Genomic DNA, 26,240 nt, shown 5'->3' with positions numbered 1-26,240 from the left:
AGCGAACCGGAACGCCCGTGGAAATGGCCGGGCGGTGGACGTGAGCCGATCCGTACCGGCCCGAAGCGTCCGGTAGCTCATGGTCAAGGCAGCGCCTTCCGGTAGCGAACAGCCGGTCCCGCACTCACCGCCTGTGCCGCATGTACGATGGCGTTGGTGTCCAGGCCGTGGTGACGGTAGAGGTCCGCAATAGTCCCCGTCTGGCCGAAATGCTCGACCCCGAGCGCCTTCACGCGATGCCCGTTAACCCCACCGAGCCACGCGAGCGTCGCCGGGTGGCCGTCGATCACGGTGACGATGCCGCAGTCACGCGATAGCGGCGCGAGCAGCCGCTCGATATGACTCAGGGCGCCAATCGCGCCACGCTGCCGGGCTCGTTCCGCCGCCTGCCAGCCCGCATTAAGCCGGTCCGCGGAGGTGATCGCGAGCAGCCCGACATCGCGCCGGTCCTCCGCCAGAAGACCCGTCGCGGCAATCGCCTCCGGCGCGACAACGCCTTGGTAAGCAATGACGACACTCGCGTTCGGCCCGGGCGGACGCAGCCAATAGGCGCCGTTGACGATGTCCCGCGCGAGCGCCGGTTTCATGTCGCGCAGCGGCTGCTCGAGCGGCCGGGTTGACAGGCGAAGATAGACCGATCCTCCGGTCTGATCACGCAGCCACGTCATCTCATCCGGATCCCCCTCGCCATTACGTTGCATGTAATCGAAGGCAAAGCGCATGATCACGGACAGTTCGTCGACGAAGGCCGGTTCGAAGGCGCAAAGCCCATCCTGCGCCATGCCGATCAATGGGGTTCCGATCGACTGGTGTGCCCCGCCCTCGGGCGCCAGCGTCACGCCCGAGGGCGTTGCGACCAGCATGAAGCGCGCATCCTGATAGCAGGCGTAGTTTAGCTGGTCGGCCGATCGGTAGATGAAGGGATCATAGACTGTCCCGATCGGCAGTAGGCGCACGCCATTAATCGAGTGCGAGAGACCGAGCGCCCCGAGCATGATCATCAGGTTCGACTCGGCGATCCCGAGCTCAAGGTGCTGCCCCTTCGGCCCAAATTCCCAGGTAAAGGTCGACGGAATGCGTTCGGCCTTGAAGGTGTCCGCCATGGTCTCCCGGGCGAAAAGGCCGCGCCGGTTAACCCAGCCACCGAGATTGGTCGAGACCGTCACATCGGGCGAGGTGGTGACAATGCGGTCGGCAAGCAGACTGCGCTCTCGTGCGATGTCGTTCAGGATCTGGCCGAAGCCCATCTGGGTCGAGAGCGGTTTGCCGGGCTGCCCCGGTGACGGAAGGGTTTCGGGCACCGGCACCGACGGCGCAGACAGCCTCCTACGGCCCTCACTGAAGAACGGCGCCCTTGCGAAGAAGGCGTCAAGTTCCGCTTCCGGCAAGTTGGCGGCCGCCCATTTGTCCCACTCCTCACCCCGCTTTACGCCCATCTGCAGGCGGTAGTCTTCCATCTGCGTGGGCGTCATCTGCCCCGCGTGGTTGTCCTTGTGTCCGGCAAGCGGCAGACCGTAGCCCTTGATGGTGTAACAGATGAAGCAGACGGGACGGTCATGCCTGGACGCCGCCTCGAAGGCTTCGAGGAGGCTCGGCATGTCATGCCCGCCAAGGTTCGTCATCAACGCCTGCAACTCGTCGTCTGAGCGGCGTTCTATCAGAGTGGTTACCCGCCCTTGGTCTCCGATCTCGTCGAGCAGCCGCTTGCGCCAGGCAGCACCCCCTTGGAAGGTCAGCGCCGAATAGAGCTGGTTCGGACAGCGCTCTATCCACTCGAGCAGCTTCTCGCCCCCCGGCTCGGCAAAGGCAGCCTCTTGCAGAGCGCCGTGGCGCAGGACCATCACGTCCCAGCCGAAGTTGCGAAAAATCTGCTCGAACCGCTGCCAGAGGCCCTCCCGGATCACGGCGTCGAGCGACTGGCGATTGTAGTCGACCACCCACCAGCAGTTCCTGAGCCCGTGCTTCCAGCCTTCGATCAGGGCCTCGTAGATGTTGCCCTCATCCATCTCGGCGTCGCCGATCAGGCTGACCATTCGGCCCTCGGAACGCTCCTTCATCCAGCCGTGACCCGAGACGTAGTCCTGCACCAGTGACGAGAACAGCGTCTGAGCAACGCCGAGACCCACCGACCCGGTCGAGAAGTCGACATCGTCGACATCCTTCGTCCGCGAAGGATAGCTCTGCGCGCCCTTGTAGCCGCGGAAGTTCATGAGCTTTTCGTGAGTCTGGTTGCCCGCCAGATACTGAAGTGCATGGAAGATCGGCGCCGCATGGGGTTTGACCGCCACCCGATCCTGCGGGCGTAGGACCGAACCGTAGAGCGCGGTCATGATGGTGCTCAGCGACGCGGACGAGGCCTGATGCCCCCCGACCTTGATCTCATCGCCCTCGCGGACGTGGTTGGCGTGGTGGATCGTCCAGGCTGCGAGCCAGGAGACGCAGCGCTCGATCTCGTTCAGATATTCCAGTTTCCTCGTCATTCAGTTTCCCGCAAATCAGCTGCCGGTCTCACAGGACCCCCGCCCAAATGGTCAAAGATCGAGTTTCAACAAACCTGTCGCGCGCGACACGCAGGGGATGAAGCGGTGGCCGCGTGCCTCCTTGGACAGGACGGCATCCCGATGGATCGGCTGTCCCGCCAGCATTGCGCATTCGCAGGTCCCGCACACCCCATTCTCACACGAGGCCATCAACGGCACACCGGCCCCGCGCAGGGCCGCGAGCGCCGTGGTCTGCGCCGAAACCTCGACCATCCTGCCCTCACCCAGTTCTATGACGAATGGTTCCGGTGGCGCGCCATCAAACTCGGGAGGCTGGAAAGTTTCGAAATGAACAGTACCCTCGGGCCAGTGTTCGGCCGCGCGCCCCACAACCGCCATGAAGCCAGGCGGCCCGCAATAGTAAACCTGAGCCTCGGCCGAACGGTTCGCCAGCAGCGCGGCGATGTCCTGCCGGGTCTGAGGCTCGTCGTCGAAATGAATCCGCACATTGCCGCCGGGAAGATCGCGCCCGATCGCCGCCAAGAGTGGCGTGAGCGCCCGGCTGCGGGTGAAATAGTGCAACTCAAAGGGCTTGGCCTGCCGGGTGAGCGCGCGCGCCATGGCCAGAATCGGGGTGATCCCGATTCCCCCTGCCAGCAGCAAAGTCGGCCCCTCGCCTGGCTTGAGCGCAAAATGGTTGCGTGGCGCGGAGACAGGCAGTGTGGAGCCGACGGCAATGGTTTCGTGGATCCACGCCGAGCCGCCACGGCCGTCATTCTCGCGCTTCACCGCGATGGTGTAGCGGCCCAGCTCGGTCGGGTCGCCGCAAAGTGAATACTGACGCACCTTCCCTTCAGGCAGATGGACGTCGACGTGAGAACCCGCTTCGAACGCCGGCAGCACAGGTTTGCGTGGGTGTTTCAGGTCGATGACCAGCACGTCGCCCGGCTCCTTGCGGACGGCGGTCACGGTCAGCTTCATGATAATACGCGGCGAGGCCATGGCGTTTCACTCGTCGATGGGCAAGATCAGATCACCAGGGCGGATCACGCCCCCGACGTCGATTGTGCAGTTCAGGCCGGAGCGGTTCAGAAGCCCCTCGTAGAGACCCGAAAGCCCGAGCAACTCCTCGATATACTTGCACGGCACATTCATCCGGGCGGCCCTGAGAATCGTTTCCCCGACCCGGAAGCGTTTGCCGACAAGATGGCTAAGCGGAACGCCTCGTGTCGTCAGATTGCGCCGGTGATCCTCGGGTGCGAGCTTGGCCTTGAAGCCCGGAATTCTGGGTTCGCCCTGCGCGATGGCGTCCAAGACTTCAGCTTCGATCAGCGTCACTTCGCGAACGTCAGGACGCGCGGAATAGGTCCCCGTCCCCAGGTAGTAGCGGTCTCCGACAATGCCTTGGCCGGCAATAAGCTGCGCCTGCGCCAGCTCCTCCATTTCATAGGAGGCAGCGGGCGCGATATGGACGTGAAGCAGCTTTCCTCGCCAGGTCATCATCGCTCTCGGAAACCGTCTCGTGGAACCTGCTGCAAAACTGGCCTGATCAACAGCGCCAGTTGCATGGCATTTTCCCGGTCCAGTTGGCTGTTTGGAAAGAAATACGGCGGGCCCTCGGACCGTTTTCAGCGCCAGCTTTCGGCGTCGCCCCGTCTCAGTTGTTCCGCGCCGGCATCGCGTCTTGCACCTGCTTGACAACCTCTCGCAGGACCTCAACGCCCTTCCCGATCTGCCGAATGCTCAAGGCGGCATAGCCCATGACAAGTCCGACGCGATCGGTGCGGCCTTGGTCCGATGGCCGTTCGTAGAGCGGCGAGATCAGGTGTAGCCCCAGGCCAGCGTCGCGGGCGGATTCGACCAAGGCCGTTTCCCGCGATCGTGGCAGGTCATTGAACCAAACCGCGACGTGCAGTCCCGCATCTGCTCCCTGGACAGTGATGCGATCCCCGAAGCTGTGCTGCAAGGCACCCAACAACGTTTCCCGACGCTCGCCGTTCAGCCTGCGCACACGGCGCACATGGCTTTCGTAGCCGCCGCTCTCGATCAACGATGCCAGCGCTTCCTGTTCAGCGACCGGCGAATGCCGGTCTGCGAATTGTTTGGCGGTTGCGAAGACCTCCTGCAATTCGGGCGGGACGACGAGGTAGCCGATGCGCAGCATCGGCGAGAGCGTTTTGGAGATCGTGCCGAGGTAGATGACAGCCCCGTGGTCCTCGAGACTGTGCAGCGGAGGGACCGGATTGATGTCGTAGCGATATTCGCTGTCGTAGTCGTCCTCGATCACATAGGCGTTGTTGTGCCGCGCCCATTTCAGAAGCTGATGGCGGCGCGCGATCGGCATGACGCCGCCAAGCGGAAACTGATGCGATGGCGTCACATACGCCAGTCGTGCTCCGATCCCCGCCAGCAACTTGGTCCTCATCCCGTCTTCGTCCACGATGACCGGGATGGGTGAGGCACCCGTACTGGCAAAGACCTGACGCGCCATCCTGTAGCACGGATCCTCGATGACGAAACGGTCGGCGGGATCGAGAAGCAGGCGCGCGCACAGATCAAGGCCCTGCTGCGAACCGTTCACAACTATGATCTGGTCGAGGTCGCAGCTCAGGGTCCGGGCGCGCCAGAGATAGCCCTGAAGCGCCTGGCGAAGCCGGCGCGAGCCGCGAGGATCGTCATAGGCAAGACGCAGCGGGCGCTGCCCCATCGCCTCGTTCATCGCGCGTTTCCAGACCAATGAAGGGAAATCCGACGGCGCGAGGTCGCCATAGCGGAACTCGACCTTCAGCCCAGTCGGCAGATAATCTGGCCAGGGTGACGTCGCGCGCAGCCGCTCGCCATATGCGGACAGGTGGATCGGGCCGACCCGTTGCGCGTGAGTGCGCCCCGTCCCATGGCCCATCAACGAAGACGCAACGCGAGGTCGTGCGCCTTGACGGACTTCGATGAAACCCTCCGCAGCCAGTTGCTCATAGGCGACCGTCACCGTGGTTCGCGAAACGCCGAGGTCATTTGCCAGGGCCCGGGAGGATGGCAACTGACTGCCGGTTTCGTAGACGCCGCCGAGGATTTGCTCGCGAAGGGCTTCGTATATCTGGCGTGCACCCATCGCGTGCGAGCGCGCTGCAGACCCGGCACTTGAAGACTGGACCATCTCTTTCATCGCCAACTGGATATTTCACATTGGCCAGGTTGCCGTCAATCTTTCGGAACCCCAAGAGAGATCGCAGAGGCCGAATGACCAGCTCCCATCAATCCGAAACCGATGCTCCCACGGGGTCGCTCAACCGCACCAGCCCCGGATTTGCCACCCGGGCGATCCATCATGGCTACGATCCGGCCGGCTTTTCCAATGCCGTCCAGCCGCCAGTGTTCCTGACGTCAACCTATGGGTTCGAAAGCGTGGCAGCAAACGATGCCGCCGCCGCCCTTGGTGGACGGCTCTATGCGCGCGAATACAATCCCACGACCGAGATCCTCGAGCAGCGGCTCGCGAATCTGGAAGGAGCCGAGGCGGGGCTGGTTGTTGCCTCGGGGATGGCGGCCTTCGGCACTCTGATCCTGTCGCTCCTGTCCCAGGGCGATGAACTCATCGTCCACAAGACGCTTTATGCGAACACGCTTGCCATGGTCGAACAGGCGGTCCCCCGCTTCGGCATCAAGGTCGTCGCGGTCGATCTGTCAGATCCCCAAAATCTCGATGCCGCGATCACCGAGCGGACGCGGCTGGTTTTCTTCGAGACGCCGGTGAATCCGCTGAGCCGCATCGTCGATATCTCTGCCATTGCCAAGCGCGCCCACGCGCGCGGTGTGAAGGTTGCCGTGGACAGCACCTTCGCCTCGCCCGCGCTCCAGCGACCGCTTGAGCACGGGGCGGACATCGTGCTCCATTCGCTGACCAAGTACATCAATGGTCATGGCGATGCGCTTGGCGGGGCGCTTCTCGGCGACGCCCAAACGCTCCGTACGCTGCATGAAACGGGCCTGCGCTACATCACCGGCGCAGCGCTCTCGCCCATGTCAGCTTTCCTGATCCTGCGCGGTCTGAAGACGCTGACGCTGCGTATGGAACGGCACAGCGCCACGGCCCTTGCGGTGGCTCGGGCGCTGGAAGCGCACCCGGCGGTGGCATTTGTGAGTTATCCGTTCCTCGACTCGCACCCTGATCAGGTGACGGCGCGAAAACAGATGTCCAACGGATCGGGCATGTTGGCCTTTGGCCTCCACGCTGGATACGAAGGAGCGCGCCGGATGATGGACCGGCTCAACCTGATCATTCGCGCCGTCAGCCTCGGCGATGCCGACAGCCTCATCTATCATCCAGCAAGCCTCACCCGTGCTCGGCAGCCGATCCGCAAGGATGCCCATTTGGCCGATGGAGTCGGCGAGGATCTCATGCGTCTCTCGGTGGGGCTTGAAGACGCTGATGACCTGATCGCCGATCTGCGGCGGGCTTTGGACGTCTTGTAATGACCTGGCGTGCGGCCATCTCTGCGCTCACACATAGATCTGGAGCCTTGCCAATGGCATTCCTGAGCGGTCTTTCCGCGTTCCCCATCACCCCGACCAATCGTGACGGCCGCGTCGATAGCGTTGCCCTGCGCAGGCTGATTGCTCGGCTTGGCATTGCTCAGGTCGATTCCATCGGTCTTCTCGGCAGCACCGGCACATACATCTATCTGTCGCGCGAGCAACGGCGGCGGGCGCTCTCCGAGACCTTGGACCAAACGGCGGGGCAAATGCCGGTCGTGGTGGGTGTGGGCGCGCTGCGCACCGATGAAGCCGTGGGGCTCGCGCAAGACGCCAAGGCCCTTGGAGCAGCTGCGGGTTTGCTTGCCGCCGCCTCCTACACCCCGCTTACTGATGACGAGGTGTTCGAACATTTCTCCACTGTGGCGCGCGAAAGTGGCCTGCCGATCGTCGTCTACGACAATCCAGGAACGACGCATTTCCATTTCAGTCCACCCCTTGTCAGCCGCCTGGCAAAGGTGGCTGGGATTGTCGCCATCAAGAATCCGACAGACAAAAGCGGCGCGATCAAGAACCACCTGACCGCCCAGAGGCGCACACTGCCGGAAGGGTTCTCGATTGGCTACAGCGGCGACTGGAACGCCGCCGAGGCCATGATCGCCGGGGCCGACACATGGTACAGCGTCCTCGCGGGCATCCTGCCCGAGGTCTGCATGACGATCGTCACAGCGGCGCAACAGGGGGATGCGGCCGAAGCGCGACGGATCAATGCCGCGCTGGTCCCGATCTGGAGCCTCTTCAAGGAGTTCTCGAGCCTTCGCGTCGTCTATGCACTCGCTGAATTGCTCGACATTTGTGCCGACCCCCCGCGTCCCATCCTGCCTCTGCCCCCAGCAGCGAAGCGCCAGATCGCCGCCGCGTTGAAAGGTTTGCCATCGGATGCCAGCCGGTGAACAGCAAACCTCGTTCGGCAAGTGAAAGGAAGTGTCATGTATTTACCCGCTCATTTCGAGAACTGATCGAAAACAACGCACTCGGCGTGCTGATAGCCATGGCTTGAGCGGTCTCGACGCCAATAACACCCCCCTTCGAACTCAACAATCGACTGCGGAGGTACAGACTGCGCAGGCACTCCGCCCATGCCGCACCGTTCCCCTTCAAACTAGGAATCGGTGGTTTATCCATTGGGATGGCATCGAGCCGGCGCTTTACTTTCCGGCCCGGTGCGCGCATTGAAGCCAGTGCCAATGCCGCCGGCGAACACCATACTTCCGTCCTCGACATTCGCCAGAGCACGCTTCCCGACCGCCGTAACTGTTGCCGGGTTCGCAGCCGATGACGATGAACTCACCACTCAGCACGCATTTTGTCTCACCCATTCTTAGCGCCGGCCGGATGGATATGGACTGACACGAAGCTTGGAGACGGTGCCCTCGAGGCCGAACTGGCAGACTTGCGCGAGAATGTCGCTGCCGCCGCTGATCTCGTCGCTCAGAACGATGCCGTTTGGCGGCGTTTCAGCAGGTTAACTAGCGCTTTGCGTCGATCAACGAGTGGCCGATCGCGAAGACCCGCGCCGTCGATCTTGAGCAGGTCGAAGCCGGCAAGCATGGTCCTGACGTCTCCCGCCGCGGCCAAGAGCCCGCTGAAGACTGGGAATGCGCGACAAGTCTTCTGGTCAACGACGAACGCCTCACCGTCTATTATAGCGTCCGAGGCGCCGAGCTCGGCCACCGCCCGGGACGATAGTCGGAAACCTGAGGGTCCAGTCGTGGAGGTTGCGGGTCGAGGTAGGCCCCCATCGATAGTCGTCCCATTTCATTTCGTGTAGCCAATCAGGGCCCTGCCGGACGCGGCCGACCAGCGGTCGATGTTCGCGACGACCCGAATGTCCAGTCTCGTGTAACCCAGCCTAAGCGGCCTGTCCGCCCAAAAAATGACATTCAGTTGCCTCCAGCCTTTCGACACGACCCACTTCACGATCTCGTAACTCGCCAAACTAGCGGCTTGTTGCTTGAGCTGCGCGTTCCTACGGTGTGGTCGCTAGGCCCAGCAACAAGAGCTCGGTTGCCAGGCGGGCGGAGGCTCAACGAGATAGCCAGCTCAGGACAAGGAGAGCAAGCAATGGTCGCTTTTACCCTCAATGGCGAGGCGCGAACACTCGACGTCGATCCAGAGATGCCGCTGCTCTGGGCGGTCCGTGACGTCATCGGACTCACGGGAACGAAATTCGGTTGCGGGCTTGCCCAGTGCGGCGCTTGCACGGTTCACGTTAACGGCATGCCGACGCGCTCGTGCCAGACCGCAGTCGGCGACATCGAAGGAGCCTCGATCACCACCATTGAGGGTGTGTCGGGCAAGATAGGCGAAACGGTCCAGGCCGTGTGGGCCGAGTTCGACGTACCTCAATGCGGCTATTGCCAGTCTGGCCAGATCATGTCGGCCGTGGCCCTGCTCACAGAAACGCCTAAGCCGTCGGACGATGATATTGATTCGGCGATGAGCGGCAATCTCTGCCGCTGCGCCACCTATCATCGCATCCGCGCGGCCATCCACGAGACCGCCAACCGGCTGGAGACTTGAGGCATGTCGCAGTTTCTTTCGAAGCATAACTCCGTGCGGCCCACGCGCCGCCGGTTCCTCGTCGGCGCGGGCGTCACCACCGCTGGCCTCGCCGTAGGCTACCGGCTAGTGCTGGCGGCGTCCGACATCGCACAAACGACTACTGCAAAGGTTCAGGCGAACCCCTTCCAGACCTATGTCGAGATCACAAAGGAGAACCGAATCATCATCTACTCCTCGCAGTTCGAGATGGGACAAGGCTCCTATTTCGGCATCGCCACCCTGGTTATGGAAGAGCTCGACGGCGACTGGGCGCAGGTGGACGTGGTCGGCGGATATGGCAATACCGCGCTCTACGGCAATCTCGCCTGGGGCGGGGCCGCACAGGCAACCGGTGGCTCCACGTCGATGAGTTCGTCGTGGGAACGCTACCGCAAGGCGGGTGCTGCCGCACGGGCCTTGCTGGTGGCGGCCGCGGCGCAGCGGTGGGATGTGCCAGCCGGCGAGATCAAAGTCGCTTCCGGGGTCGTGTCGCACGCCTCAGGGATGCAGGCGCGCTACGGTGACCTGGCTGAAGCCGCAGCGGGAATGCCGGTTCCCGACGACGTGCCGCTAAAGCCGCGCGACAAGTGGGCCCAGATCGGATCGGACAGCCTCAAGCGCTACGATTCCGCCGGCAAGACCAACGGCGCGCAGACCTACACGATCGACCTCATGATGGAGGGACTCCAGACGGCCGTTATGATCCATCCGCCGAAGTTCGGCGCCGAGATCGAGAGCTTCGACGCAACCAAGGCGAAGGCACTCGACGGCATTGTCGATGTCGTCCAGACGCCGCGAGGCATTGCCGTGGTTGGCAGGGACACCTGGACGGCGCTCAAGGGCCGCGAACTCGTGGAGGTGACCTGGAACGAGGAGAAGGCCGAAGGGCGCGGCACGGCCGAGATCATGGCCGAATACAACAAGGCAGCAGACGATCTGGGCGCGGCCACCGCGCGCGACGACGGTAACACTCCCGCAGCGTTCGCCAGTGCTGAGAAAATCATCGAGGGGCACTACGAATTCCCCTATCTTGTCCATGCTTCGATCGAGCCACTCAACGCGGCCGCCCGAATCAACGAAGACGGCACCATCGACGTCTGGGGCGGACACCAGATGCCCGACCTTTATCAGGCGGCTGCCGCTCAGGTAGGCGGCACCACGCCGGACAAGGTGAGGCTGCACGTGATGAAGACCGGCGGCAGTTTCGGCCGCCGCGCGGTCTTTGATGCAGATGTCATTATCGAAGCTGTTTCCACAGCGCGTGCACTGGGACGCGGCAAGCCAGTGAGGGTGCAGTGGACCCGCGAGAATGACATGCGGGGTGGGCGGTACCGGCCGGCCTATGTGCATGCAGTCAAGGCGGGGCTCGACAAGAAAGGCAATGTCGTCGCTCTCCATGACCACATCGTGGGCCAATCGGTCTTGGGCGGTTCGACCTCTGCGGCGATGATCAAGAACGGCATCGATCCAACCTCCGTAGAGGGCGCCACCAACCTGCCCTATGCGATCCCGAACCTGAAGGTCGAGCTGACCACCACGGACGTGAACATCCCGGTGCTGTGGTGGCGTTCGGTAGGCTCCACCCACACCGCTTACGCGGTGGAAACCCTGATCGATGAGCTCGCCGCCGCTGCGAACCGTGATCCGGTCGACTTCCGCTTGTCAATGCTCGGTCACCATCCACGGAATGCCGCCGTGCTTAAAGTGGCTGCTGAGAAGGCAGGCTGGGACAAGCCTCTGCCGGAAGGCCGTTTCCGCGGCGTGGCCCTGCATGAAAGCCTCTCGACCTATGTCGCCGATGTGGTGGAGATCACCCTCAACGATGAAAATGGTTTCAAGGTCGACCGCGTCGTCTGCGCGGTAGATTGCGGCACCGCGATAAATCCTGACCAGATTCGCGCTCAGATGGAGGGCGGTATCGGCTTCGGGCTAGGCGCGATCCTCCAGGAGGAGCTGACCCTGAATGGCGGTGTCGTAGACCAAGAGAACTACGATACCTATACACCGCTCAGGATCGAGCAGATGCCGCGAGTCGAGGTGCACATTGTGCCGTCCGAGGAGCCGCCCACGGGAGTTGGTGAGCCAGGTGTGCCGCCTATCGGCCCGGCCGTCGCCAACGCGCTACGGGCGGCGACGGGCAAGACTATCCGCAAGCTGCCGATTATAAAGAACATGTCAGGAATGACACCATGAAACAGCCGCGATGAAGATCGCGCCGTTTTCGAAACGCCTCCTGACAGGCGCTCATCTCCATGGGTCAAATTCCGGCGGCTGCCCGCTCCAATATCCGGTTTGGAGACGGCACCCCGTGTTCTGAACGACCACAGACGGGCCTTGGCGCCGGTTCCACTGAAGAACCGCTTTCGAGACGCAAATGCGTCCACTCCATGAAGAGCACAACCGTATAGCACCAGGAAGGCTAGCTACCTCCATCGCTTCGGAGACCCAGGCCCTCAGAAAACCGAACCTCCCGAGCTCAGAGGCGCTCGTGATCACAATCGCGCTGGTGCGTGGATCATTGTTCAAGGGTTTGCCGATAGGCAGGCGAGATGGCCGATCGACATGATCTTCGCCCGATGCTCTACAAACACAATGCCAGCCGCTGTCACGGAGTCGCGAAGACGAAGGCAATGTGGGTCGACGCCGATACTCATCGTTTTGGTTGACAGAGCGCTTGGAATGCCATGCGCTTCACATCGGAGTAGCCATCCGGGAAGCCTGAAGCGCTTTGAAAACGCATGTGCTGCGGCTGTTATTCATAGCGTGGATGACTTTGATCAAAACAATCGATTTCATCACCCTTCCGGAATCGTGCATGGACAAAAAAGAGCCTCACGCACCAATCACACGCTGCTCTATCGCGTGACGAAAGCTGCCTTAGGAATAATCCAAAGGAGAAAATCTTCCATGCGCCCTGACGTGCAGTGGAGGTCGTGCCGAGAAAGTGAGTTGCAACTGGCCGACAATGTCGGGCGGTGCGACCATGGTCGCTTCGGAGAATGAAATCGGGCCAGTTCACGGGGGCGGTACTGTTATTCGTCGACGGCCGCCCTTCCCAAGAACAGGCAACATCGCAAGTTGGTTCTGCCGATGAAAACGACATTGCCGGATACATGTCAGCAGCCGCTCAGGATTGGATGATCCAGCCAAGCTCTCGGCGTGATGGCACCGTAGGTGTCACAGTCGAAGCATCTCATTGATCGTTTATGAGGCTTTCTTCGATGCCGCTGATGCCTGACGGGCGGTCGCAGCTGCAGGCGACAACACGGCCTATTTAGTTGGAACAGTCGAGGTAAGCCAATTTGGCTTCCCGTTACTATTTGGAGAAAGAAATGCTGTGTCTAGGAATCAGCGGCGGACTTGACCAAGTCCATGAAAACCGATTCGAGCGTCCGAACGCCTTTATGCACGATGGCGCCGCGGTGCTCGTCCGAGACGGAAAGGTGATAGCCGCCGTAGAAGAGGAACGCCTCAATCGAATCAAGCACTCGAACAAGCTGCCAAGTGGTTCGATTCAATACTGTCTTTCGACGGCCGGGGTTCAGCTCAGCGACATTGATCGTGTCGCGGTCTACGCCAGCGAGCCCTACGCCAACGCCATGCTTGAAGGTATGTCCGCTTCCCAACCAGACATTCTCTCCATTCCGTTGGATGCTAAAATGTTGGTGCAGAACCTGTTAGCGCGTGAGTTCGGCACTAAGTTGGACAGTTCACGTATTTCATTCGTAGGTCATCATCAGGCGCACGCCGTGAGCGCCTTTGCAATGTCGGGCTTCGAACAAAGTCTCATTCTAGCGATTGATGGCTGTGGTGATTTCCTGTCGGGCCTTGTGGCGGTAGGGTCTGGCACAGAAATTACGCAAATCGAGGCTTTCCCGGAGGACAATTCTCTGGGGCTGTTTTATCTCGAGACGATCCGCTGTCTCGGCTACGGCTTGTTCGACGAGTATAAGGTAATGGGACTCGCGCCCTATGGCGACCCCGCTCCCTATCGCGAGCTCTTCGAGCAGTTCTACGAGCTCTCCGCCAACGGTGGCTACCGTGTTCACCTCGACCGCATCGGTCCGGCGTTGCTCCGCAACATCGAGATCAGGCGAAAGGGAATGCCTTTCACCCAGCAGCATCGAGATGTGAGTGCGTCACTGCAGGAAGCGCTTGAGCGGATCGTGTTCCACATTCTCCGGCACCACCGTGAGGCCACCGGCATGAAGCGGCTGTGTCTGGCGGGAGGGGTAGCCCACAACTGCACGATGAACGGCAAGCTGCTGTATTCAGGGCTTTTCGAAGACATCTTCGTGCAACCCGCGTCTCACGACGCTGGCTGCGCATTGGGAGCTGCGCTGATAGTCTCTAACGAGATGGGCCGCCCCGCGCCGCGTGAGCGACTGCAGGAGGTCTATTGGGGTCCTGATCTCGGGAGCGACCGCGCCGTGGAACAGGAACTGAATGCATGGGCCGGACATCTCGAGGTTGAACGCTCTTATGACGTAGCGATCAGTGCAGCCGACTGGATCGCCAACGGCGCCGTGATCGGCTGGGTGCAGGGTCGTTCGGAGTTTGGGCCACGTGCGCTGGGCAACCGCAGCATTCTTGCCGACCCTCGGCCCGCTGCGAACAAGGACCGGATCAATGCCATGGTCAAGAAGCGCGAAGGCTACAGGCCTTTCGCACCATCTGTGCTGGAAGAGGATGCGAGCGAATTTTTCGACCTCCCGGACGGTAAGCACGAATTTCCATTCATGAATTTCGTCGTTCGCGTGCGTGACTCAAAGCGCGCCTTGTTGGGTGCCATTACGCACGTCGACGGTACGGCTCGGCTGCAAACAGTATCGCGCGATGCCAACCCCGCTTACTGGGAGGTCATCAATGCGTTCAAGAAGCGGACAGGCACTCCAATTCTGCTCAATACGTCCTTTAACAACAATGCTGAACCGATCGTGGATACGGTTGCAGACGCGATTGCCACATTTTTGACGACAGAGCTGGATGGACTTGTGGTCGGGCCCTTCCTGGTTAAAAAACGGGCTGCAACGCTGCAGGATTGGACTGCGCTTGCGATTTCATTGCCTCCCTCAGTCTCCCTCCATCAAACCCGTGCTTACACAGCGCGAGATCATCAGGAGACTGTCTGTGAGATTATTCCGAACCACTCCAGCATTGACAGTGTGCGAATTTCAAACGACTTGTTTAATCTACTGATGCGGATCGAGGGCGAAGCCGTGTTGCGAGATCACCTCAATATGATTGAGCCGGATCAGGCCAGGCATGCAGCTCTAATGGAGGGCCTGCGAAGACTGTGGGAGCAGCGCCTGGTTCGGTTGCATCCCTCACAAGCTGGTCGGATGGATCATGCGTCCGATCAAACGCTGGGCCAGCCCAATAGACAATCAGCCTGATAGAGATGCACCTCAAGCTCGGCCAATCAAGGGTTTTTGTCGACCCCGCCTGCGAGCTCCCGCTGTGATTACGGGGTCGTCGCCTAGCGGCGGCGCCCACCACCATCTCCATCAGTCGCTTCGGCGACAAAGCCAATCATGTCCCGTAAGAGAAGTGCTTTCGGGCAAGGTCTGCAGGTTCAAGGAGTTCGTTGAAGGCGCCGCCAGCTGGAGCTGCGTCGAGCGCATCATCGCGCATGGTCGAACTCGGCGCCCAAGGGAAATCGCCCAATTCGACACGCGTGCGTTTGCGCCTCATTCAAAACCGCTGCGCGGGTGGTCGAGGTGAAATCGGAAGTCCGTCTGTGCCAGCCGACGACGTTCCCGCAGCGCATCCTGCACATCGCCCTCGATCGCATTCCTCAACTCGCGACATACGACGGGGCGCAGGCGCCGGAAACGAACCCGCCCACCGCAACCTGCAAACTCCCGCCTGTCCTCACGACGGAGCAATCCTGTCGCCTGACCAGGCGCGTGGAAAAGCATCACAAGGGTGACCACAGCGTCGCTTCAGGCCGTCAAACGCTATTGCCGTGCGTCAAGGCGGACTAGGTGACCCGTCGGGAAGCCGGCACCAGCGGCTTTGTCGGGACAAGACACATGCTATTGGGATTTGACCGCCGCAGCCGCGAGCATCGCTTCTCCCATCGCAATGGCCCCTTGGGCACGCAGCATTTCGCCAGGGTTCTGAATGTCGCGCAACTCTTTGTTCTGGCTGAGTTTTGATTTTCCAACCAGGCCGGTGATCTCGATCTCCAAGGCGACGATTGCCCTGACCATCGTGTCGATGAAGTCCTTCGGCGCGTCGCCCATCTTCCATGGGACCGGCTGCGAGGCTTCTTGCATGTGAGTGAGCTTCGCCACGTTGCGGCGCACATACCGCTCATCATCCCGGACAGTGATGCGTCCGTGGGCATGGACGACGAGATAGTTCCAGGTCGGCACCTGCTTGTGGAATTCATGCTTGCTCGGATACCAGTTCGGCGAGATGTAAGCGTCGGCCTCACGGAAGATTACGAGAACCTCATCGCCATTGGCGACTTCCTCCCAGACTGGGTTCTTGCGAGCGACATGGCAATTGAGAACGCCCTTGTCTCCCTTCGAGCGGTCAAGCTCGAAAGGGAGGTGGTTCGCGTCCAGCGTGCCTTTGCTTTGGGTGACGAGGATACCCAGCGGGTGTCTCTCGATAAGGTCAAACAGGGCGTTCTGATCAGGGACGGCAAAATGAGGCGGAACGTACAACGGTTTATCTCCTGTCGCGAATGTGCGGTTGTTAGTAATCGGCGGGGCCTTACGGAACGTGCCCCTGAATCTTCGCTGCCGTCGACGAGTGCCCCGGATTTCGGTGTCCACCACGCTCAAGCACCGCCATCGTGAAGTGGGCGGGCACATCAGATGCCGCCGCATATGAGTGAGGTTGGTCAGTGACAAGCCGTGCACTCTCGCCTTCGCTTAAAATTTCCACGTGGGTACCTACCACAACGCTCAGGGCACCCTGTCTGACCGAGATCAGCTCGCGCGTATCCGGACTATGAGCTTCCGCGGAAAACACATCGCCCGGCATCATGACCCAGCTCCACAGTTCGAACATCGTGCGTCCCGAGGTCGACGAATGCAGTTGCGCAGAGCTTCCCTTGGCGCTCGTCCAAAGCCTCCTGGTCTCTGTCCGCTCGATGGGAAGGCGCACCGTGGAAGGGTGCTCGTTCAACAAATCGGCCACCGAGAGCGAAAACGCCGCCGCCAGCCGACACAGTATGCCGATACTGGGGTTCGCCCTACCCTGCTCCAGCGCGACCACGGTTCCCTTCGATAGGCCACTTAGTTTAGCCAGGCGATCCAGGGTCAGGCTTCGGTCACGCCTCAAGTCTCGGATCCGGGCTGCTATCGCTTGCCCAAGCGCTTGCTCGGCATCAAACGCTTCCGTAACATTGGTCATTATATTGACTTGGGTCCTCGGCTCACGTATTGCGGTCAGTATAATGACCGGCACGAAATTGCAACTGCCCGTTAGGAAGGAATAACCGATGCGTTTTGAGACGAAGGCGATCCACTGCGGCCGAGGTGTCGACGCGTCCACGGGGGCCGTATCCATGCCGCTGCACACCAGCACGACGTTCGAACGAGGCGCCAACGGGTCATTTCCGTCCGGCTTCGAATACACAAGGGATGGAAATCCGACACGCAATGCGTTCGAGGCGGCCATGGCGACGCTTGAGGGAGGGGGAGACGGCATTGCCTTCGCTTCGGGCATGGCCGCAATCGCTGCAGTTTTCGAGAGCCATCCGTCGGCGGGTCGGATCGTTCTGCCGGATGACATGTATTTCGGCATTCGTTCGCTGATCGAAGAGACCGACATTGGGTCTCGCTTCGACTTTGCCCCCGTCGACATGCGCGATTTGGACGCTTTGCGCGCCGCGGTGACATCGAAGCGGACTGGCCTCGTCTGGGTCGAGACGCCGTCAAACCCGATGATCCGCGTTGTCGACATTGCGGCCATCTGCGCAATCGCGCACGAGGCAGACGCCTTGGCGGTGGTGGACAATACGTGGGCCACCCCAGTGCTTCAACTGCCACTCGAAATCGGGGCAGACGCGGTGATGCACTCGGCGACAAAGTACATTGGCGGCCACTCGGATTTGATGGCCGGTGTCGTCATTGTCCCAAACGCGTCACCCCTCGGTCGCCCATTGCGGATGGTCCAGAAACACAAGGGCAGCGTCGCAGCGCCCTTCGACTGTTGGCTGGCGTTGCGGGGCCTGCAGACATTGCCGGTCCGCATGCGCGCCCATTGCGAAGGCGCCCAGAAAGTGGCCGAGGCCCTGGCGTCTCATCGGCGCGTCGAAAAAGTGCTCTTTCCTGGTTTGCAAACTGATCCGGGACACGATCTTGCTACGCGGCAAATGAGCCATTACGGAGCGATGCTATCCTTTATCGTCGAGGGCGGAGCCGATGCTGCAATGGCCGTGGCCGGCCGCCTGAAGATTGTTGTCCGGGCGACAAGCCTTGGCGGGACGCATTCTCTGATAGAGCATCGCGCATCCGTTGAAGGTGCGAAGTCCAAAGCGCCAGGCGGATTGCTGCGAATTTCTGTAGGGCTTGAACATCCTCAGGACATTATAGATGACCTGATGCAGGCCCTCGGCGAAACCTGCAAAGCGGGAGTCCAATGACGGGTGCAAGAACTCTGGCGCCGCTTTACGTGACGGCTGGCGCAGCCGACGATCGGCAGAACAATGTTCCTGCTGAGTAGAACGCACGTCCTCTGGTGAACCGCTACCGCCGTGTCGCATTGTCTCGGGCGTGGTGGTCGCCTGGGTGATGAACGTCTTCGGGTTTCCGGACGATGGCCACGCGCTCGACCGGATAGCGGAAATACCCAGATTTGCCGTTGACCTACTGCTGCTCGACCTCGTCGGAGATCGCGGTCAACAGATGGGATGGATGTGCTGGCACTACGGCAGTTTGACAAGCCGGCCATCGGGGCGCTAGCACCGTCCAAAGCCAAGAGTCGCAGGGCAGAACTGACCGCACCCAGCGGGCTGCGGGACCCATCAGCTACGGCCAGGTTGGTACCTCAAGGCGCATCAGCACCATGGATGTCACATTGTCCTTGTTGCGAGCCGGAACTTCGTTGTGACGAGTCTGTGCACAGAGCGCACCGCTGTAAGCAAATGAGCGGACGAACGACACCCACTGGAGGAGAGAAGTGATGCGGCGTCAAGATCCTCCGCGCTTTGCGGCAAACACACTGATCCCTCTTCACAACCCGGTCTTTCGTTCTATCTGGACAGCCACGCAGATATCCAGCCTTGGCTGGCTGGTGCAGAGCGTGGCTATAAGCTGGCTCATGGCGACGATTTCAGCCTCCGATCTAATGGTTGCGCTCGTACAGGCTGCATCGACACTGCCCGCGTTCTTCTTGTCGATCCTTGCTGGAGCCATTGCAGACAGCTTCAGCCGCCGCGGCGTGATGCTTGCCGGACACTGCCTTATCGCACTGGCATCCACGGCGCTGGCACTCGCTGTGGGACTGGGCTTTGTTAGTCCATGGCTGATCCTGGGACTGAGTTTCTTGGCCGGATGCGGCTTTGCCTTGAACGATCCAGCATGGCACGCGTCGGTAGGCGATATCCTGGAAAAGCGCGACATACCCGCCGCAGTGACGCTGATGTCGGTGGGCTACAACGTGGTTCGGAGCATAGGACCGGCGCTGGGCGGTGTAATCTTAGCTTTGCTAGGCCCCCTTTCGGCTTTCGCCCTCGCTGCGCTGAGTGACCTGGTCCCGTTGAGCGCTGTTCTGCGCTCAAAGTGGCAAGTTCGCTTTTCGCCTCTTCCGCGCGAGCGGATGACTACGGCCATTCATGATGGCATGCGATTCACGGCAATATCCTCAGAGATCAGAGTGGCGATTGTGCGTGCAACCCTATTCGGGCTGTCAAGCATCTCGATCCTTGCTCTGCTCCCCCTCCTGGTTCGCGACCAGCTGGCGGGAGGGCCAATTGTTTACGGGGTGCTATTGGCTGGCTTCGGCACAGGCGCCTTCATAGCCGGCATTGGCAGCAGCTACTTGAGACGCATTACGTCCCAGAACCGATTGATCACGCTCGCATCCGTTGCTTGCGCAACGTGTTGCCTTTTGATGGCCCTCACATCGTCGGTGGCTGTGGCGGCGATCGCGCTTGCAATCGGTGGCGCTGGCTGGGTTGTCACCTGGACCGGAACCGACGTGTGTGTGCAGTTGGCAAGCCCAAGGTGGGCCGTTGGTCGGACCCTGTCCATCTATTACGCCCTGACCTACGGCGGCATGGCAGCGGGCAGCTGGATCTGGGGTGCTGTCGCGCAGTACTATTCGCTGACGTGGGCTTTGGAAGGTGCTGCAGCGGCACTGTTGCTGGTCGCGGCTGTGGGAAAGCTATTGCCAGTGCGGCTATGGGAGGAATCGGATCAAGCGGCCGTCGACTTCAGGCCACCAGAACTGGCCCTCCCTTTGAAGCCCAGGAGCGGTCCGATCATGATCAAGGTGGAGTACTCGATACCCGAGGAGAGTATCGATGAATTTCTGAGCTGCATGCGCGAAAGACGGCGCGTTCAGAGCCGCGCCGGTGCGCGGGACTGGACCCTCCAGCGCGACCTTCAGAAGNGCATGCGCGAAAGACGGCGCGTTCAGAGCCGCGCCGGTGCGCGGGACTGGACCCTCCAGCGCGACCTTCAGAAGTCGACGCTTTGGACCGAGACATTCCGCACGCCGACATGGACGGACTATCTTCGTCTAAACCATCGGCTAACGGTGAATGACAGGGAGGTAGGCGAGCGCCTTGCCGCTCTGCACATGGGTGATTCTCCGCCTCGCATCTCACTTTCAATCGAGCGGTCGACAAGCCCCGCCCCCGGCAGCCAAGTCCAGCCTGTGCCTTTTGTATCGCGCCCGTGAGAAAACCAAGACTTGTCTGGGCTTGGACACGGAACGAGCTACTCCTTAATTTGTCGAGCCTGCCCGGATTGCAAATCGTTCCGGCCGGTTAGGCGAGCATGAGGATTCGCGCGGCAATTATGTCAATCACGGGTCCCATGTTCAGCCCGCCCCCCTCTGCCGCCAGATCGGCTTGAGCACGGTTTCAGGTCGCCTGTCCTTTGCATAGCGGCGGGCAACGAATAGCAAGGGGGCGGAGGGTATCCCCGTCTGCGAAGCGGGCGGAGGAGGAATCCGCAAGGCGGGTTGCTGGGGAGAGGGGCCGCGCGCCTCTTTCCGCCTCACTTAGAAAACATGCGGCCAAGCACGTTCATGTCGGCCGTGGGCGGCCGCAACAATTGCCTACAAGGCGCAAGCGTCGTCACATATTAAGCGTAGCCGCGCGACAACCATCCGTGGTCACGCGCAATCCTGCGAATTGTCAAGCGGAGACAACGATCGCGGCACCAAGCAAAGTGGCGAACCCGATTCTGCTCGGGAGATCCCAAAGCTCTCCGAACCCTATTAGATCCATGAAGCGAAACACGGCGCCCTGAAGCAGGTAAAGCAGCAGTGTGCTCTGACCAAGCTCCACCGCAACAAAGCGAGCTACGCGAGTTGAATGGCCAACTCTCCAGCATAGGAACATAAGCTGCATTGTGACTGCAGAAGTTGCTACGGAGCCAATGAACATCAGCAACACTTGTCTCGCCGACTCTCCATCGTAGATCGAAACGAGATTGTTGTAGACGTAAGTCTCCCTTCCCCAAACAAGAAAGCACACTCACGGCGTGCCGAGCAGCTTGGCCAAGGAGCCGCACTGGGGCCTCCGGAGTGAGTGTTATCGCTCAAGCAGCCACGTCGGCGCGGCCTAAAATCTTCGATGAGCGCGTCAGGAGAGCGTCGATCTCCACATTTCTTCCAGGAGATCGTCCCCACATCATCATGGCCACGGCTCTAACGGGCTGGCCCTCCCTTTCCCGTTTTTTGTCTCGATGCTCGGTTGCGCCGCCCGCCGGGGCAAGGCAAAAAAATCGTCGAGGCTGAGCCCCCACTGCGGCTTCGGCGAAATATTCATCCACGGGTTCGCATCACCGCGGGCAGCGGGCGAGTTCGTCGATAGGAGTGCGGATGGAAGTAGGCGATGCACATCGTCACCAGCGGCTCAGATTGTGTGAGGTCCACGGCTCGCTGGTTTCCGCCGACGGCGGCGCGGACGGCATCGGTATGCGCAGAGCGGGTCCGTCGGCTTGGCGTCAGTTTCGGGGCAAGGGGCTATTGCTGGTCGCGCGGCGCTGAGTTGGGCGGAAGGATCGACGGCGCAGCCCGGGGCTCCCGCGCGACGAGCAGGTTCTTTTCCCGGTCTGACCTGGCCTCGACTCCAGATGTCGCGATGACCGACGTGACCGGCGCGATTGAACGGGTCTCATGCCCAAAGCTGCCTCGGTGCCCAGTAGCGGCACCGCATGACCCACCCGGCGCTGCTCGAAGTAAACCGCGGCCAGCCAACATCCGAAGGTGCGCCAGACCCGATGTCGCGGCGGCCTGATGGCTCCGGCGCCGTGCGCGGCAGAAAGCTGCCGATCTCGTCTGGCATGGTCGCTGACCGCATCGTCACCCGGGCCATCGCAGCGACTTTTCTCCGTTACAAAGTCCCCGCGGGACGGACTGCCAGGGCCAACAGCACCCGCAGGGGCGACCGCCGCGTCTGCCGGTCCTGCGAGTAGAATAAGATCGGGAAGTGCGGCTTCATCCTCGATGCCAGAGCTCGCTTCGCCGTACCGCGGCCGCCATAGCCCCTTGCGCTATCACGAGTCAGCCCACCTTTCTATTGGCAGCCATCGGGAGCCGATCCGCAACCACAGGGCGGCACCTGTCGGCCCGGCTTCCGTGTCAACGCAGAACATGATGCATATTCCCAGCGCTTTTTGACAGAGCGAACTACAAAATGCAGAACACTGACTCTCCGCCAAATGAATGCTGCGAGCAAGCAGCAGGCGGAGGAACTCCGTCTGGGCTGAGTACCTGTTTCAACGTGGACAAATAAATTGTAGCCAGTTCACGAAACGCCAGGCCCGCTCCTCTGCCGTCCGATCGTCCAGGAAATCCCCTCGGCGCGCACCACGCCAGACACCTCCTTGCCGATATGATGCTCAAGCACCGGCCGCCAGGGCACCAGCGTGAACTCGCGCGATTTCTCGATGACAGCGTATTTTCCGGCGGCGAGCTCGACGCAGCGGCGCAGCGTACCGTCTATTCGATTGCCATGCTGCGCTTCAGAATACGAGTGCCCGAGTTCGTCCGAGAGCTGACTGGCAACACGGTTCAGCTCTCGTTGGCGCAGCATTGAAAGCATGTTGGCGCGATAGATGACCCGATCCTGCGCATCATGGGCAAGACCTTGCGCGATCAGCCACTGCTGTCGGCGGGCCTGGACCTGACGTACTTCTCGACCGAAGCCAGAGTCGCGCAAGGACTCAGGGTGGGCTGATACCAGCTCCTGGTCGATCCAGGTGGCGCCGTCAAAGCCTACTTGGCTCTCCAGCGGCATTGATGAGAGCTTGTCGACGACAACAGGCTGGGCCCTCGCTCGTTGACGCTCGTAATCCGCGACGCGGTTGAGATGGTCGGGCGCGACTGTCCATGTGCCGTCCGGCTCGCGCTCGACGCCACCGGTCGCACGGCGGATCGCCTCCAGTCGCCGCACGTGCGTTTCGGCAAAGCGTTCGGTGGCCGAGGGGTCATGCTTGAGATGGATATCGATGCTGTAGCGCCCGTCGTTGACCGTGGCGATGCCGGCAATTGTGCGGTCGACTTTTCTTGGCCCGGTGTCCCTCGGCCTGATCCGCACTATGCAGCCTTCTGGTGTCGGTTGGGTGGCCTCGCCTTTGCCGATATCAAAATAGTGGCTTTTGCCGTCCACGCCGTCGACGACGAGGTAATGGCGGTCAGTGATTTCGTCGGCCAGCCCGCGCCCGACGACACGTCCGACCACGGTTTGGGCCGACCCGTCGGATCGATCGTGGATAAGATAGTCGGCGGCACTGCGGACGAGCCCCTTGCCGGTCAGCTCGCGATGGATGGTCTTGACAATGTCGCCGCGCTCGCCGATGCGGCGTAGCGTGGCTTCGAGATCATCCTCCAGGCGCCAGCGACCCGAAGGCATCTCCTCGGCGAGGCCCATCCGCTCGAGCTTGCGCAGGCGGCCCTGGTGCAGCGTCTGGCGAAAGGTGTCTCGGCTGGCTGGTGAGACATGCCCCTCGTCGCGCATGCGCATCAGCTGCCGGTCGATGCTGGTGAAGCGTTCCTGCTCCATCTCCTGGCGCAAGCGCTGCTCGATCTCGCGGTCGGTGCGCGGGCCAAGGTCGAGGCTAACCAGTTCGGCTGCGCGCTCGCGCAGGCCAGAGGAGATGTAGTCCCGCGCGATGACGAGGTTTTCGCCGTGATCGTCCCTGCCGCGCACGATGATGTGGGTGTGAGGATGGCCGGTGTTGAAATGGTCGATGGCCACCCAGTCTAGCCTGGTGCCGAGGTCTTCTTCCATTTGCGCCATGAGGCGCCGGGTGAGCAGCTTCAGGTCATCATACTCGATACCGTCTTCAGGGCCGACGATGAAGCGGAACTGATGACGGTCACCGTTCGCGCGATCGAGAAAGGCCCTGCCGTCCGCGTGGTCTTTGTCGGCAGCGTAGAGCTCGCCACGCTCGCCTTCCCGGGTGACGCCGTCGCGCTGGAGGTAGCGGAGGTGCGCACGAGCTCCGTCGACTCCCTTGCCGGCCAGCTTGACGATGCGTGCCTTGACGACTGCGCGCCGCTGCCGAAACGCCGCGTGGCGGTCGCGTGCTCTAAGAACGGCGGCAGCAGCCCCGCCGCGCCCCACCCGGCTTCCGATGAAGCGGCTGCCGCGTCCGCTCCTGCCGCCTGCTCGGTTGACCGCGGCCTGGACCTGGCCAGCGTAGCGTTTGCCCGCCTTCGAGCCGCGCGAGCCAATTTTGCCGAGCCTCGGCGTGAATTCGTCATCCTGCATGCGGCCTCCGATGAACCAGCAGCAAAATCAGAGGCTTGCGGCGCCAGACCCTCCTGGACCCGCAGGCAGCCTCCTGGGAAAACGATGTGCAGACAAACACTTCGCCGCCTCAGGAGGCGATGCCTTTATCTTGCCTTCCGCGGACCTGCCTCCCTGCCCCCCGCCCGAACCGCGGTAGCCGCTGCCCTCACCTGCGATCCGGCCGGCCTGACCTTGCTCGCTCCGATCCGAGCGGCACCAGGAGGTGGCCATTCGGGCCGGTCACGGAAACACCGTTTCGGAGGAAAAACAGCGACTGCCCGGAAGGGATTCCCGGCGCGCTTTTGGAACGGGATTTGTCGGTGAGCGCGTCCATATCGGCGGCCGAAATGCCCGCCGCCTTGACCTCTTCCAGATACGAAACCGTCTCGCTGGGCAGTGGCCGCCCACGCTGCAAATGCTGTTCGTAGCGCTCCGGCCCGGCGTTATAGGCTGCAAACAGGCCTGGAAATCCGAAGCGGTCAAACATGGCGCGCAGATAGGCAGTGCCTGCCAGAATGTTGTCGCGAGGGTCGTGCGGGGCGGCTCCCAGGCCAAGCTCTGCGCGCAACTCCTCGTAGGTGCCCGGCATCACCTGCATCAGGCCAATGGCACCGGCGGTCGACGTGACCGGCCGTCCATTGAGCCTTGTCTGCCCCCGGCTTTCGGCATCCATGACGGCATAAATCCAAGTCTGTGGAATGCTGAAACGCCGGCTTGCTTCGGCTACGAAGGGCTGCCATCTTGCAAGCTGCGGACTATGGGAGATGACGACCGGCTTCGTGTTGGTCGCCGCGGAACAGGAGCATGGTGCGAGAGACACCATGCCCAGCATCAGGAGGGTCACTCGGTCCATAGCGGCACGAGCCTCCCGATGATATTTTCGGTCGGCACCGGCCCGAAATAGCGGCTGTCGAACGAGCGATTTTTGTCGCTGCCGAGTAGGAAAACCTCGGCAGCGGCGAGCTTTCGGCAGGCATTCCACCAAGGCAGCGGACGGTGCTGCGTGTCGGTTGCAAGCCGGCGCGCGACAATCTCGCCGCCGATGATGATGGCGTCGCCGAAGGCGCAGACATGCTCGCCAGCCAGCGCGGCAAGGTGCTTGACCAGCGGCACGTTGCTGGGCAGATAGAAGCGTTCGGCGGCCAGATCGACGACCGGTTTTGGCGGGCGGACGAGTACGAGATCACCAAGAGCCGGCGATCCGGACGCGACGCGATAGAGGCCGACCGGCGCACTCGCAGAGGCGTTCCAGACCAGCCAGTGCGATGGTTTGCCGAAGGCGGCGAAGCCGATCAGGGCAAGGCCCATCGTGGCCATGGCGATCGTCTTGCGCGCCCGAATGCGCCGCAGATGGCTGCCGATCAGATGGATGGTGGGACGCCGGCTCATGAGCGGCCTCCCTCGCCGGCCGAGCCGGAATCGTGCCCGCCGTCCTCGGGCCCGGTCTCCTGCGCGTGCCCCTTCGACCAATCGTCGAGTTCGTCGATGTGATAGCGGACATAGCGGCCGTGCTTGCGGAATTGCGGGCCGCCGCCTTTGAGGCGCATCTTCTCCAGCGTGCGCTGGGACAGCCCGATATAGAAGGCCGCCTGCGCGGTATTGAGAAACGGACTGCCCTTCTTGGCGCGGGCTGCGCGTTCGTTTTCGTCGTCCATGATGATCCTCGTTTCGCTACGGACAAGCCAAGGCGAGGATCGGCGAGCGAGATCGTTTTGGGGACGGGCGAAGAGTGGGGGGCGAGTTTTCGCCGCCCC

18 protein-coding genes and 2 pseudogenes are annotated in these 26,240 nt (G+C 61.6%); 7 read left to right on the top strand and 13 right to left on the bottom strand.

The genetic code is table 11. From position 1 onward, the window contains the following. Positions 1–83: 83 nt before the first annotated feature. The 4 genes from X726_RS143890 to X726_RS143905 all read right to left on the bottom strand — a co-directional run bounded on the left by X726_RS143890 (position 84) and on the right by X726_RS143905 (position 5,643). Positions 84–2,480 carry a transketolase gene (locus tag X726_RS143890; RefSeq protein ID WP_023672394.1) on the bottom strand — a complete coding sequence of 799 codons (2,397 nt, stop codon included), beginning with the start codon at positions 2,478–2,480 and terminating at the stop codon, positions 84–86. Between the two features lie 51 nt (positions 2,481–2,531). After that, positions 2,532–3,482: a PDR/VanB family oxidoreductase gene (locus tag X726_RS143895; RefSeq protein WP_023672393.1), complete on the bottom strand. Its 951-nt coding sequence runs from the start codon at positions 3,480–3,482 to the stop codon at positions 2,532–2,534. 6 nt (positions 3,483–3,488) lie between these two features. Then, positions 3,489–3,980, bottom strand: a complete 492-nt coding sequence (locus X726_RS143900) for an MOSC domain-containing protein (protein WP_023711837.1) — start codon at positions 3,978–3,980, stop codon at positions 3,489–3,491. 157 nt (positions 3,981–4,137) lie between these two features. Then, entirely contained in the window at positions 4,138–5,643 is a 1,506-nt protein-coding gene (locus X726_RS143905; protein WP_031215355.1) for a PLP-dependent aminotransferase family protein, read from the bottom strand. A 74-nt stretch (positions 5,644–5,717) separates the two neighbouring features. On the opposite strand from X726_RS143905, the gene X726_RS143910 reads away from it, so the two are divergent. Further along, on the top strand, positions 5,718–6,950 hold the full coding sequence (locus X726_RS143910) for a PLP-dependent aspartate aminotransferase family protein (protein ID WP_023672390.1): 1,233 nt from the start codon (positions 5,718–5,720) through the stop codon (positions 6,948–6,950). A gap of 53 nt (positions 6,951–7,003) precedes the next feature. Further along, positions 7,004–7,903 carry a dihydrodipicolinate synthase family protein gene (locus tag X726_RS143915; RefSeq protein ID WP_023672389.1) on the top strand — a complete coding sequence of 300 codons (900 nt, stop codon included), beginning with the start codon at positions 7,004–7,006 and terminating at the stop codon, positions 7,901–7,903. A 538-nt stretch (positions 7,904–8,441) separates the two neighbouring features. Here X726_RS143915 and X726_RS1000000172485 read toward each other — a convergent pair. After that, positions 8,442–8,684: a hypothetical protein gene (locus X726_RS1000000172485; RefSeq protein WP_023672388.1), complete on the bottom strand. Its 243-nt coding sequence runs from the start codon at positions 8,682–8,684 to the stop codon at positions 8,442–8,444. A gap of 390 nt (positions 8,685–9,074) precedes the next feature. Here X726_RS1000000172485 and X726_RS0136210 point away from each other — a divergent pair, with 390 nt between their 5' ends. From X726_RS0136210 to X726_RS143935, 3 genes are all read left to right on the top strand, one after another. Continuing rightward, positions 9,075–9,533 (top strand): (2Fe-2S)-binding protein, encoded by a 459-nt coding sequence (locus tag X726_RS0136210; protein ID WP_023708041.1) that lies wholly within the window; start codon positions 9,075–9,077, stop codon positions 9,531–9,533. A gap of 3 nt (positions 9,534–9,536) precedes the next feature. Then, the gene (locus X726_RS143930; protein WP_023672385.1) at positions 9,537–11,747 is read left to right on the top strand and encodes a xanthine dehydrogenase family protein molybdopterin-binding subunit; all 2,211 of its coding nucleotides are present in this window, start codon (positions 9,537–9,539) and stop codon (positions 11,745–11,747) included. A 1,139-nt stretch (positions 11,748–12,886) separates the two neighbouring features. After that, entirely contained in the window at positions 12,887–14,950 is a 2,064-nt protein-coding gene (locus X726_RS143935; protein ID WP_023672384.1) for a carbamoyltransferase, read from the top strand. 642 nt (positions 14,951–15,592) lie between these two features. Here the strand turns inward: X726_RS143935 and X726_RS143945 are convergent. Both X726_RS143945 and X726_RS0136205 read right to left on the bottom strand, forming a co-directional pair. Then, on the bottom strand, positions 15,593–16,231 hold the full coding sequence (locus X726_RS143945) for an FMN-binding negative transcriptional regulator (RefSeq protein WP_023672382.1): 639 nt from the start codon (positions 16,229–16,231) through the stop codon (positions 15,593–15,595). Positions 16,232–16,280: 49 nt separating this feature from the next. Further along, positions 16,281–16,925 carry an XRE family transcriptional regulator gene (locus tag X726_RS0136205; protein ID WP_032893307.1) on the bottom strand — a complete coding sequence of 215 codons (645 nt, stop codon included), beginning with the start codon at positions 16,923–16,925 and terminating at the stop codon, positions 16,281–16,283. Between the two features lie 88 nt (positions 16,926–17,013). On the opposite strand from X726_RS0136205, the gene X726_RS143950 reads away from it, so the two are divergent. Continuing rightward, positions 17,014–18,159 carry a PLP-dependent aspartate aminotransferase family protein gene (locus tag X726_RS143950; RefSeq protein ID WP_023672380.1) on the top strand — a complete coding sequence of 382 codons (1,146 nt, stop codon included), beginning with the start codon at positions 17,014–17,016 and terminating at the stop codon, positions 18,157–18,159. Between the two features lie 539 nt (positions 18,160–18,698). Then, on the top strand, positions 18,699–20,420 hold the full coding sequence (locus tag X726_RS143955) for an MFS transporter (RefSeq protein ID WP_031215350.1): 1,722 nt from the start codon (positions 18,699–18,701) through the stop codon (positions 20,418–20,420). Between the two features lie 407 nt (positions 20,421–20,827). Here the strand turns inward: X726_RS143955 and X726_RS1000000172480 are convergent. The 6 genes and pseudogenes from X726_RS1000000172480 to X726_RS143970 form a co-directional block, all read right to left on the bottom strand. Further along, positions 20,828–21,222, bottom strand: a pseudogene (locus tag X726_RS1000000172480) (nodulation factor fucose acetyltransferase NolL); the annotation flags it as partial. A 344-nt stretch (positions 21,223–21,566) separates the two neighbouring features. After that, a pseudogene (locus X726_RS1000000171940) lies at positions 21,567–21,680 on the bottom strand (SMC-Scp complex subunit ScpB); the annotation flags it as partial. An 817-nt stretch (positions 21,681–22,497) separates the two neighbouring features. Then, complete coding sequence (rlxS, locus tag X726_RS143960) at positions 22,498–24,465, bottom strand: relaxase/mobilization nuclease RlxS (protein WP_023672376.1); 1,968 nt, start codon at positions 24,463–24,465, stop codon at positions 22,498–22,500. A 187-nt stretch (positions 24,466–24,652) separates the two neighbouring features. Further along, a complete protein-coding gene (locus X726_RS0136195) occupies positions 24,653–25,309 on the bottom strand; it encodes a lytic transglycosylase domain-containing protein (protein WP_348626777.1) in 657 nt (218 codons plus the stop codon). 17 nt (positions 25,310–25,326) lie between these two features. Then, complete coding sequence (locus X726_RS143965; protein WP_023672374.1) at positions 25,327–25,875, bottom strand: S26 family signal peptidase; 549 nt, start codon at positions 25,873–25,875, stop codon at positions 25,327–25,329. Continuing rightward, positions 25,872–26,141, bottom strand: coding sequence for a helix-turn-helix domain-containing protein (locus tag X726_RS143970; protein ID WP_023672373.1), 270 nt, complete (start codon positions 26,139–26,141; stop codon positions 25,872–25,874). The genes X726_RS143965 and X726_RS143970 overlap by 4 nt, the downstream gene beginning before the upstream one ends. Between the last annotated feature and the right edge of the window lie 99 nt (positions 26,142–26,240).

Origin of the sequence: Mesorhizobium sp. LSJC285A00, from assembly GCF_000503155.1 — a bacterium.
GTDB lineage: Bacteria > Pseudomonadota > Alphaproteobacteria > Rhizobiales > Rhizobiaceae > Mesorhizobium.
The sequence above is the reverse complement of the archived record's forward strand: the minus strand, read 5'-3'. Positions and strand labels throughout refer to the sequence as shown.